Below are 10,119 nucleotides of genomic sequence, written 5' to 3'. Positions count from 1 at the left end.
CTAACCCAAGAGCGATCGCAAAACCAATACCTGCGGTTGAGCCACTCACCAACGCGGATTTACCATGCAATTTCAAGTCCATTTCGCTCTTTCCCTGTTAGTTGAAACAGAATTTAGGAATTGGGAGTGGGGAGTGGGGAATGGGGAGTAGGAAATAGGGCACAAGATGCCGAGGGGGAAGGGGAGGGTGCAGAGGAGAGGAATTTTCTCCCTACTCCCCTTCACTTAACTTAAAGATGCTGTGCTAAGGTCTTATTCAAGGTAGTTTTTGGAACTGCCCCTACGACAGTATCGACTTGCCGACCTCCCTTAAAAACCATCAGTGTCGGAATGCTGCGAATACCATAGTGGCTGGCGACAGTAGGATTTTGATCTGTGTTGAGCTTCACAAATTTCACCTGTCCTTCATATTCAGCAGCAACTTCATCGACGACTGGGCCCACCATCCGGCAAGGGCCGCACCACGGCGCCCAAAAGTCCACTAATACCGGAATCTCACTTTCCAAGACTTCTTGCTTGAATGTGGCTTCTGTGACATTTGTAATGGATGACATAAAATTGCCTTCCTAATTAATTCTATAATTCGATAATATCGAATAATAAAAATATATGCCACCTGATGAGATAATGCAACTATGAGATTTCTTTATCATCCAGATAGAAAAAATATTTCTTTACCGGGAGTGTTGTATGCATTGGGCGATCCAGTCCGGCTAGAGATTGTGCGGCGGTTGGCTACTGAGGGGGAACAATGCTGTGCCAGTTTTGATTTTGCGATCGCCAAGTCTACTATGTCCAATCATTTTAAGATTTTGCGGGAGTCTGGGATAGTCTTGACACGCAAAGAAGGGACACAGCACATTAACATCCTGCGGCGTGAAGATTTAGAGGTGCTGTTTCCAGGGTTGCTGGATGCGATATTGAAAGCCGCTCAACCATTGCCTGTTAGCCCTGCGAGTACTAAACAAACAGCTTCAAGGAATTAGGGCATTGGGCAACGCTACCTGTTTAAGAATCTTCTCGTTTTTTAATTTGTGTTTCTAAATCAGAAAAAGTATCATGTTGTTCTCGAAAAGCCCTTGGAGTGGGAGATAACCCTAAATCTGTAGAGAGTAAATCAATACCGTCGATAATTTTGGGTATCTGAGCTTGATCAACTTGCAGACTGAGAAAGCATTTCTCCCTGTAATCTGGTCTTTCCTGAAATAATGCGATCGCTCTTTTCAAAGGGCGCATAACCTGATATGCTTTTTCGGCCTTTTCAATTGATGCTTGAGGGATTGGAGATTGCAGCCTAAGAATTCCTAGATCAATTAAATCTCTTGCCTCAACGCTGTCATCTGCGTAACGGTCAGAATTTGACAGCAGCTTAGAGGTAAAACAGTCATTGAAGCTTAAGCAGGGAACAGATGACCACTTTAGATATCTTGGTGAGTCTAGTTGAAAACGAGTTTCGGCAATAATTTCCGTTTTAATCGGCATATCATCCACAAAAACGATCATCCGAATTCCATATTGGTCAGTTGTGCTACGTCCAACTTGGATTTTACTTAAATCCCGAAATAATGTAGGACTTACGCACTGTACAAAATAACTATCTTGTGCATCAACCTAAATACGTTGTTTCAGGCTTTTATCAATCACCTTTGATTAAGTGCGATCGCTAAAATCTCATTGAAAAATCTAGCTATCAGCCTTGAAAACTCTACCTGTTATTTTGGCTTTTCTGTCAATGCGTAAGTCCTAAATACATTAATTTGCACTAATTGACCGCCTACGTACAAAAGTACCACTAGTAATTTGGATACAATAATACTCAGTGGATTTAATTGACCAATAAAGGCAGTATAACCGTAACCAAGAGAAATGCTGCTGTTGTAAAATGTGTCAGATGAAGCGAAAATTCCAACAATATTTTTGGCGTTGTGCCCTAGTTGTGTTTCTGGCATTAACTGGATGTGGATGGAGTGTGCAGTCAGCACAAGCACTGCTGCGTCAACACCATGATTCTCCTGGTGTCTTACACTACCACTCACAAGTATCTATCAAAGATGAAAAAGGATATGCTTGGCAAGTGTTATTGTTCAAACAGAATTACAATAGTCTGGTAAAAGAGTTGCGGTTGCGCTTGGTTGCTTTTCCGGGTGTTGTTGAAATTGCTCACCCCCAACCATTGTTGATTGAGACAGCAGCAGGAAGATTGCTGAATGCATCGGATGCATATACTCTAAATGCACCCGTCCCTAATGTAGGCGAATACAACTTAACTGATATCTTACCGAAACTGCCAATAACTGATGCGCTCAAACTCTATGTGCCGCTTTCTAGTGGACAGCAATTGGTTCTCAATATATCTAACACTGTAGTCACTGAATGGCAATGGCTGGTTACAGAAATTGATTGACTTTATCCACCAATGGTAAAGTTTAATCTAAAAGCATTCAACATAAAAATAAACCAATGGTGATGTGGGGTATGATAACTGCCTTCAAGCCAGAAATCCCAGTCTTCATACGCTGATAGCTTCCCACATCACACGTAACACTTGTAATATTAGTCTTGAGACTCCTCAGAAGTAGGTTCCGATTCGGTTTCAAGTTCTTCTGTTTGGGCTTTGACTGGAGGTTTAACAGGTTTTGGCCCGCGTGCTAGGGCAGGATTCCCCTGCTGTCTGTTTTCTTCTCCATATGATGCTTTTTTCCCTTTGTCAGACGAGCGGTTACGGCTCGGTTTTGAGCTTTTGGGGTTGGATTCAATAGAAGGTATAGAATCCGTATTTTCGGAATTGTTGTCAGTGCTTGCTTGCGACTGACGTTCCGATTTCTTAATTGGGCGTTCTACCATTGTTGATTTTTGTAAATTTATCTGTATAGTACATCGGTTTGGTGACTATAAAACGTGCTTTTTTAGGCAAAACCTACGCAGTATTGGGTGCGTTGTAAATAATGTAACGCACCATAAAACTAATCAACAAAATCAGGTCGTGCCTTTCCTGTTGATTTCAACTTTTGCTCTAAAGCTGCCCAATTTTCTTGCTCAATTAAGTTAGTCAACTCATCGAGATTGTGACGATACTGTTGCAGCGATCGCAGCAATGCCTGACGATTATACCGGGCCATCATCACACCCAACTCTGGATTCCCACCACCCACACGGCTGGTATCCCGAAAACCTGAACTAGCTAACTTTTGGGCTAATTCCAAAACATCAGGGTCAGTTTCACTCAAACAAGCAGCAATCAACGAGGAACTGACCATTACAGGTAAATGAGAAATCCAGCTAACAGCGCGGTCATGTTGTTCAGGTTGGCAATAGTAAATTTTAGCCCCAAGCGATCGCACAATTTTCTCAACAACCGTAATTGCACTAGTTTTTGTTGTAGCTATCGGTGTTAGTACATAAGGTTTATCAACAAATAAATCTCGTTGTGCAGCTTCTATGCCACTGTCTGTCCTTCCCGCCATTGGATGACCGCCGATAAAATTATCCCAAAGGGGAGAAATTGCCTTGACTATCTGTGCTTTCGCTGAACCCACATCAGTTACGACGGTAGCGGCAGACAAATGAGCGATCATTTCCTTAAATTGGGGCACAATAAGCCCTAGAGGTGTACAAATAAATACAACCTCTGCGGCTGCCAAGAGGCTCAGATCAACGGATGCTTGATCAACACTGCCGAGAGCAACTGCCTTTTGACAAGTGGATTCACGGCGACTGACTCCTAAGATATGATGTCCTTGCGATCGCAAATCAAAACCCAAAGATCCGCCTATCAGTCCCAATCCTAAAATCCCAATATTCATTTTTGATTTTGACATTCCGTTTTTTATGATACCAACTATTAAAGTTGGCATCCAAGGGGTAGCATCAATGACTGTAGAGGAATTACTGGAACAATACGCGGCAGGAGTCTTAAACTTTAATGGTGTTGACCTCGCAGAAGCTAACCTGAGTGGGGCAAAACTCAGTGGCGTAAATCTTAGCGATGCTAATTTGAGTATAGTCAACCTGAGCGGTGCGAATCTGAGTGAAGCTAACTTGAGCAATACTAAGCTGAATGTAGCAAGACTGAGTGGCGCAAATTTATGTAGTGCCATCTTAAATAACGCCAGTCTCAACGTCGCTAATCTGATTCGAGCGGATCTGAGCCGTGCTCAACTTCAAGGAACGTCATTGATCCGCGCCGAGTTAATTCGTGCTGATCTCAGTCGCGCCGATCTGTTAGAGGCTAATCTCACTAGTGCCGATCTGCGAGAGGCGACACTCCGCCAAGCAAATCTCCGTCACGCTAACTTGAGTGAGGCCGTATTGAAAGGCGCTTCGTTGACGGGAGCCAACTTGGAGATGGCTAACTTGAATGCCAGTGATCTGAGTCGTTGTGACATTAGCGGTGCAAATTTGCGAGATGCCGAACTTAGACAAGCGAATCTCAGACATGCTAACTTGAGCGGATCAGATTTGAGCGGGGCGAACCTCCGGTGGGCAGATTTGAGCGGTGCTAATCTCCGGTGGGCAGATTTGAGCGGCGCAAAATTGAGCGGGGCTACTTTAATTGGCGCAGATTTAAGCAATGCCAATTTAACAAATACAATTTTCATCCACGCCGATTTAACTCAGGCAAAATTAATCAGGGCGGAATGGATTGGTGCTGACTTAACAGGATCAACTTTAACTGGGGCAAAGCTTTATGCCACCTCTAGGTTTGGTTTAAAAACCGAAAGCATGATTTGTGAATGGGTTGATCTTAGCCCGGCAGGCGATCGCTCGATTATCCAAAACTTTCATTCCGAAGACTCACGAGATTTTTTTAACGAAACACCCCCAACAATCCGAATTATTGTTGATGCGCCCATAGAACACGAAGCCAATTTTGCTCTTGCTGGCGCTTATTATCAAATTGCTCAAGAATACCGGGCGCTGAAACAACCCCCAAGCATGGAAAGTGGGCCCCGTCGAACTGTTTTTACATTTCATGTAGATAGGGACGAAGCATTATTTCCCACTGCTTACATTGTGATTCTTCCCTTTCTAGATGCGGTATCTACCCAAAAGAATATTTCCAGGATGGTGGAAATGATTAACAATGAAGTTGTTGGGAACCAAAATTTAAAATCGCTAAAATCGCCCCAGATCATGGAAAAATTAAATATTCTTATAGAGCAAGCGATGAGTCAGGCTACAACAATTAAACAGATGAAAAAAAATATCGAAGTAGCTGCAAAGTTAAATTTTTGTAAAGCACCAACCCAAATAATTTTAACGAATTCCAGCGCTCAGACTTTGATTGCTCATGACAATCCTCAGTTTGGAAAAAGATTTATTAATCGCTCTGCCCTGAATACTTCAGCTTATGATGATATATCCAGCGAAGCAACAAAATATATATTGCCTTCGTTAAATATGGTTATAGATTTTGTCAAAAAATTTCACTATATTGGCCATTAATTATTAAACTCATAAGGAATGAAAAAATAAAATTTGGAGGAAAGAATGCGCGATACCTTTAATAAAATGATCGGTCGAACTCGCTATGTAGTCTTGCGCCTATTTCTGCACTTAGGGGGAGGCGAGGTAGCACCAATTTTGGGAGTATTAAATAGTGCTGGACGAGATGCGATCGATGCCGATGGCGATTTAGAAGTTTTGGGAGAAGGATTGGTAGAAATTACCCAAACCCTACTGCAATATGATGAATATTGGCTTTCTGCTGCTAACGAAGGTGACGTATTTTTTGATGAAGGCGAGGCAGGAGATTACGTGAATGAATTATTTACTGACTCTGCCCAAAGATATCTCAGTGAACCAAGTTACAGTTCTGATAGATCCAATGAACCTTTATCTATACCTGTAACCCAGAATGTCATTGTGATGATAACAGCAGCTTATGAAGGAGAAGTACCAGAGTTAGAAACTGATCTTTCTAACGTTCAGGCACTCAAGGAAGGATTGAAAGCATTGATAAATTTGCATTATAAACATAGATTTAAGGCAATCCAAGTACATTTTTCGCCAGCACAGTTAGGCGATGAACTCACTAGCGACCAACTGTTGCAATATTACCCAGAATTGATTCCTTTGTAATATGTTGGGTAGTCCCTACTTACTACTCACATCGAGAAATTGTTAAGCTTGGAGATAGGACAATAATCCAATGATCATGACCATAGTGCGTAAATTTACAGCCGTTTTTTTAGCTATGAGTTTGTGCCTGACAACTGTAGCCTGTGGGGGAGGAGAGCAAAAGACTACTACCCCTCCAGCTAAGAACGTTAGCCAAACTTCTACTAACACTAAATTGAGTGATGGACAGTATCAAATACAACAGGCTACATACGATGACGCAACTGGGGAATACAGCCTGTTTTTACTCAACAATAATCCCCCAACATTTGCAACCGAAAATTTGCAAATGGCACGGTTAACTGATGATGAAATCAAGCAGGGTAAGAAAACTTATCTGAAGGTAGATAAAGGCCAACCGATTTTATATCTGACGGAAGACTTTAAAATTGAGTACGTCCACAACGTTACCGAGAATAAAACTAATCCCCAAACAGGACAACAAGAGACGGTTGTAGTCCGTCAACAAAATAGCTTCTGGGCACCCTTTGCTGGAGCAGTAGCTGGTGGCATAGCGGGTCAGGCGATTGGCAGTATGTTATTTAGACCGCAATACTACGTACCCCCTGCTTATCAACAAGGAGGAGTAATGAATGGCTACGGTGGATATGGCGGAAGCTATGGCCAAGCAGTTCAAAGCTACCAAAGCCGATATAATACGCAACCCGCAGCCGTGAGAAATCGCACTTCGTTCCGCAATACAGGAACAATTAGAAGGTCATATCCGGGAAATTCAACTATACGCAATACACCGCGTAACACTACAGGAAATAACCGTCCTTCTGGTTCTGGTTTTGGTGGTAGTACTTTACGACCCTCTGGCAGAGCCACTTCACCTAGACGTGATTCTGGTAGTAGTTTTGGTAGTGGGCGTAGTTCAGCACCCCGCCGCTCAACTGGTTTCGGTAGCAGACGCCGTTAAAAAATTCCAAATTCAATAAATAGACTGCCTAAGAAGTGAAGGTAGTCTGGTGTATAAAGAAGTCGGAAGGTTGATTTGTGAGCCTCCGGCTTCTTTTTATATATAGATATATAGCAGTCCGCTTTGATTTTTAAAATTATTTGCTGCGTGGTGCGCGTTCGCGGAGCGTGTCGCAGACAAGCCTCTCTGCAAAGAGAAGCGTCTCGCAGAGAAGCGCAGCGTAAGTGCGATATATAAGGAGTAGGGAAAAATTCTTCTCGGAGTGTACTGATTTAAAAAATCAAATACGACTCCTATATACGCAAAATTTGACGATTAATTATGACTTATTCGGTTAAATAATATGAAATACTAAATACAAATATTGCTAAGAGAACAGGAACCATTCTATTAAAGTCTATCTGCTTTTTTTGAAGCATTTCTAAACAAGATATCGGAATCGTTAGAGGCCAGAAGATGGTTGTTACTAAAAACATCACACCTGATAAAAATTTATCTTCTGGAGTAGAAGTAGGATGACGTAGGGAAAATATTAACCAATTGCTTAGAAAATAGCATGTCATGAACAGGTAAACAATACTTAAAGTCAGTTGTATCTGATTCATTGTGAGTACTCCTGAAGTTATGTGAGCTTTACTATAGCCCAATCCAGATAACACAGATACTGTAGGTACACGGTAATGGCGTGTACCTAGCTAGTACCCATTCAAATGATCGCTATAAATTTCTTTTCCCCTACCTCTTCCCTGCTCCCCCTGCCTTCTCTGCTCTCCTCTCTTCCTTAGCCGCCGACATGAACACCAGGACGTTTATGAGGATCTTTTTCAGCCCGACGGAGTACTTCACGAGTGACCACAGCAATATCACCCTCCCCAAACAAGATAAAACGCAGTAAATATTGTATGGGGTTGCCCTCAGCCCAGCCGAAGTAGGCATGGGGAATCTTACCTGTTTGGTCACGAATATAGAGCAGTAAAGCCGCGATCGCATTAGGTACTGCTGCACTCTCAGCCCGTAAAATGCGATAATCACCAACTTGCACCCCTTTTACATTGATGACATCCGCAAACTCCGAAGCATCTGATATTTGAATCTCTAGAAAAAGAATTGGATCGTTGGGTGGAATATGGTTGTCCTCGCGCACTTCTTTCTCTTTTAAAAAATACTCTAGGACATCGCCCTTATTTAAGCGATTTGCAATCAGTCGTATTGCTCCTTGGCTCTCTTCGGCAAGGAATTGGCTAGCAAGTTCGTCAACTTCAATCCGCTCTGCTCGCAGTTCTGTTGAACGCCAAACACGAGAAACCAGCGAAGTAAAAATGATCGTACCGATGAAAAAACCGGCGATCCTAATCCCTTCTGGCCTTTCGATGATATTAACAACAGTGGTATATACAAATAACAGTGTGATAATGGCAAATACCAGTCTTGCTCGCTTCTGTCTGTGACGGTGGGCTGATAAAGTTACGGCAAAGGCGGCTGAGGTAATTAACACAAGCACACCAGTTGCATAAGCCCCACCTTGGGCTTCCACGTTTGCTTTAAAGATAATTGTGACAACAAAGGCGATCGCTGTGTAGACTAACACTAAAGGTCGCGTTGTTCGTGCCCAATTGGGTGCCATGCCATAACGTGGTAGGTAGCGAGGCACAATATTCAGCAACCCTGCCATTGCAGATGCACCTGCAAACCACAAAATCGAAATAGTACTTAAATCGTAAATTGTGCCAAAGGCATCGCCTAAACGTAGATGTGCCAGGTAAGCAAGGGCCCGTCCATTGGCTTTGCCCCCAGATGCAAATTCTGCGGCTGGAATCAATAAAGTGGTTATAAAGCTGGTGGTAAGCAAAAAGAAGCTCATAATTAGAGCAGCACTGGTGAGCAGCTTGCGTGTATTCCGAATCCGCCCTTTGGGATGATCCGGGGTGTCGTTGCTGCTACCTTGGACGAGAGGCATAACGGTTACGCCAGTCTCAAAGCCTGACAATCCCAGCGCTAGCTTGGGGAATATAAAAAGAGCTATGCCGACTAGTATTAAAGGGTTGGAATCGCGGGCAAAAAGTGCAGTCTGCCAGTTAGCGATCGCATCTGGGTGAGTTAAAATCTGATACAGTCCGAAGCTAACGATAATGAAGTTTAACAGCAGATAAACTCCCACTAAAAAGACTGCAATACCTATCGCTTCGCGGAAACCTCTCAAGAAAACTGCGCCTAGTAATGCAACTAATATTATGGTAATTGCGATCGTCTGATTGTGAAGCCAATGTGGGATAAGCGGATTTTCGATGATATGGGCTGTGGCATCAGCAGCTGACAAGGTGATGGTAATAATAAAGTCAGTTGCCACAAAGCCGAGTAAGCACAGCACAAGTAATTTGCCTTGCCACCACGGCAGCAAACGCTCTAACATTGCGATCGACCCTTCCCCATGAGGGCTTTCGGCAGCAATGCGCCGATAAATTGGCAATGCTCCAAAGAGCGTCAGCAAAACTAGAATCAGGGTAGCTATCGGAGAAAGAGCGCCAGCCGCCAGTGCTGCAATCCCAGGCTGATAGCCAAGGGTTGAGAAATAATCTACACCAGTTAAGCACATCACCTGCCACCAAGAATGCTGGCGATGTGGTTCTTCCTTGCGATAAGGCCCTTCTTTCTCTCCTCGATCTTCTTCAAGCAACCAGTGGATTAACTGGCTACCGAGCCGTTTTGTTGAAACAATTGATTTAGCCATCAAATACGGTTATGTTGCAATCGGCTTTGTGATTTTTAAGCCTTTGTGGTTTATTAAAATTTTCAACTACAAAGGTATCGCACTATTATTGTATGTTAAGCATCCTGTCCGATTTGCAAAATATATCGTAGATGTTCGTAGCCGTCTAGCGTATCAAGTTAACTTGCAGATTTAAGTATATAAATAATCAATACTGTAACCGTATATTTTCGGCTTAACTCACCTTACGCACTCCGAATAATTATACTCTTGCTTCATGCGATGTCTACGACGGGCTACGCCTACGCACCTCAACTGTCTCATGCATTTAACGAGGGAGAATATCATCTAAGCGAAGTTGCAAGCCAGG

The 10,119-nt window shown here is 43.0% G+C and carries 10 protein-coding genes; 5 read left to right on the top strand and 5 right to left on the bottom strand.

The features are described from left to right. Positions 1 to 230 precede the first annotated feature (230 nt). Positions 231 to 554, bottom strand: coding sequence for a thioredoxin (gene trxA / locus VE944_RS20195; protein ID WP_012412473.1), 324 nt, complete (start codon positions 552 to 554; stop codon positions 231 to 233). A gap of 81 nt (positions 555 to 635) precedes the next feature. On the opposite strand from trxA, the gene VE944_RS20190 reads away from it, so the two are divergent. Next, positions 636 to 986, top strand: coding sequence for an ArsR/SmtB family transcription factor (locus VE944_RS20190; protein ID WP_324980891.1), 351 nt, complete (start codon positions 636 to 638; stop codon positions 984 to 986). A gap of 22 nt (positions 987 to 1,008) precedes the next feature. Here VE944_RS20190 and VE944_RS20185 read toward each other — a convergent pair whose 3' ends face one another. Further along, positions 1,009 to 1,545, bottom strand: a complete 537-nt coding sequence (locus VE944_RS20185) for a nucleotidyl transferase AbiEii/AbiGii toxin family protein (RefSeq protein ID WP_324980908.1) — start codon at positions 1,543 to 1,545, stop codon at positions 1,009 to 1,011. A 346-nt stretch (positions 1,546 to 1,891) separates the two neighbouring features. On the opposite strand from VE944_RS20185, the gene VE944_RS20180 reads away from it, so the two are divergent. After that, positions 1,892 to 2,404, top strand: a complete 513-nt coding sequence (locus tag VE944_RS20180) for a DUF3122 domain-containing protein (protein ID WP_324980888.1) — start codon at positions 1,892 to 1,894, stop codon at positions 2,402 to 2,404. 149 nt (positions 2,405 to 2,553) lie between these two features. Here the strand turns inward: VE944_RS20180 and VE944_RS20175 are convergent, their stop codons facing one another. Together VE944_RS20175 and VE944_RS20170 are read right to left on the bottom strand one after the other, a co-directional pair. Then, positions 2,554 to 2,844 carry a hypothetical protein gene (locus tag VE944_RS20175; RefSeq protein ID WP_324980885.1) on the bottom strand — a complete coding sequence of 97 codons (291 nt, stop codon included), beginning with the start codon at positions 2,842 to 2,844 and terminating at the stop codon, positions 2,554 to 2,556. Between the two features lie 119 nt (positions 2,845 to 2,963). Next, complete coding sequence (locus VE944_RS20170) at positions 2,964 to 3,803, bottom strand: prephenate/arogenate dehydrogenase (protein WP_324980905.1); 840 nt, start codon at positions 3,801 to 3,803, stop codon at positions 2,964 to 2,966. Positions 3,804 to 3,870: 67 nt separating this feature from the next. Here VE944_RS20170 and VE944_RS20165 point away from each other — a divergent pair, with 67 nt between their 5' ends. The 3 genes from VE944_RS20165 to VE944_RS20155 all read left to right on the top strand — a co-directional run bounded on the left by VE944_RS20165 (position 3,871) and on the right by VE944_RS20155 (position 7,042). Next, the gene (locus tag VE944_RS20165) at positions 3,871 to 5,445 is read left to right on the top strand and encodes a pentapeptide repeat-containing protein (RefSeq protein ID WP_324980902.1); all 1,575 of its coding nucleotides are present in this window, start codon (positions 3,871 to 3,873) and stop codon (positions 5,443 to 5,445) included. A gap of 45 nt (positions 5,446 to 5,490) precedes the next feature. Continuing rightward, on the top strand, positions 5,491 to 6,081 hold the full coding sequence (locus VE944_RS20160; protein ID WP_324980882.1) for a DUF1517 domain-containing protein: 591 nt from the start codon (positions 5,491 to 5,493) through the stop codon (positions 6,079 to 6,081). A gap of 70 nt (positions 6,082 to 6,151) precedes the next feature. Further along, positions 6,152 to 7,042 carry a hypothetical protein gene (locus tag VE944_RS20155; RefSeq protein ID WP_324980879.1) on the top strand — a complete coding sequence of 297 codons (891 nt, stop codon included), beginning with the start codon at positions 6,152 to 6,154 and terminating at the stop codon, positions 7,040 to 7,042. Positions 7,043 to 7,823: 781 nt separating this feature from the next. On the opposite strand, the gene VE944_RS20150 is transcribed toward VE944_RS20155, so the two are convergent. Continuing rightward, positions 7,824 to 9,770, bottom strand: coding sequence for an APC family permease (locus VE944_RS20150; RefSeq protein ID WP_324980876.1), 1,947 nt, complete (start codon positions 9,768 to 9,770; stop codon positions 7,824 to 7,826). Between the last annotated feature and the right edge of the window lie 349 nt (positions 9,771 to 10,119).

This window comes from Nostoc sp., assembly GCF_035638895.1.
In the GTDB taxonomy this organism is placed as follows: Bacteria; Cyanobacteriota; Cyanobacteriia; order Cyanobacteriales; family Nostocaceae; genus Nostoc.
The sequence above is the reverse complement of the archived record's forward strand: the minus strand, read 5'-3'. Positions and strand labels throughout refer to the sequence as shown.

Excerpts from the sequence above, each read along its gene's own strand:
- trxA (WP_012412473.1), bottom strand. The coding sequence starts at position 554 with ATGTCATCCATTACAAATGTCACAGAAGCCACATTCAAGCAAGAAGTC.
- VE944_RS20190 (WP_324980891.1), top strand. The coding sequence starts at position 636 with ATGAGATTTCTTTATCATCCAGATAGAAAAAATATTTCTTTACCGGGA.
- VE944_RS20180 (WP_324980888.1), top strand. The coding sequence starts at position 1,892 with ATGAAGCGAAAATTCCAACAATATTTTTGGCGTTGTGCCCTAGTTGTG.
- VE944_RS20175 (WP_324980885.1), bottom strand. The coding sequence starts at position 2,844 with ATGGTAGAACGCCCAATTAAGAAATCGGAACGTCAGTCGCAAGCAAGC.
- VE944_RS20170 (WP_324980905.1), bottom strand. The coding sequence starts at position 3,803 with ATGAATATTGGGATTTTAGGATTGGGACTGATAGGCGGATCTTTGGGT.
- VE944_RS20165 (WP_324980902.1), top strand. The coding sequence starts at position 3,871 with ATGACTGTAGAGGAATTACTGGAACAATACGCGGCAGGAGTCTTAAAC.
- VE944_RS20160 (WP_324980882.1), top strand. The coding sequence starts at position 5,491 with ATGCGCGATACCTTTAATAAAATGATCGGTCGAACTCGCTATGTAGTC.
- VE944_RS20155 (WP_324980879.1), top strand. The coding sequence starts at position 6,152 with ATGATCATGACCATAGTGCGTAAATTTACAGCCGTTTTTTTAGCTATG.
- VE944_RS20150 (WP_324980876.1), bottom strand. The coding sequence starts at position 9,770 with ATGGCTAAATCAATTGTTTCAACAAAACGGCTCGGTAGCCAGTTAATC.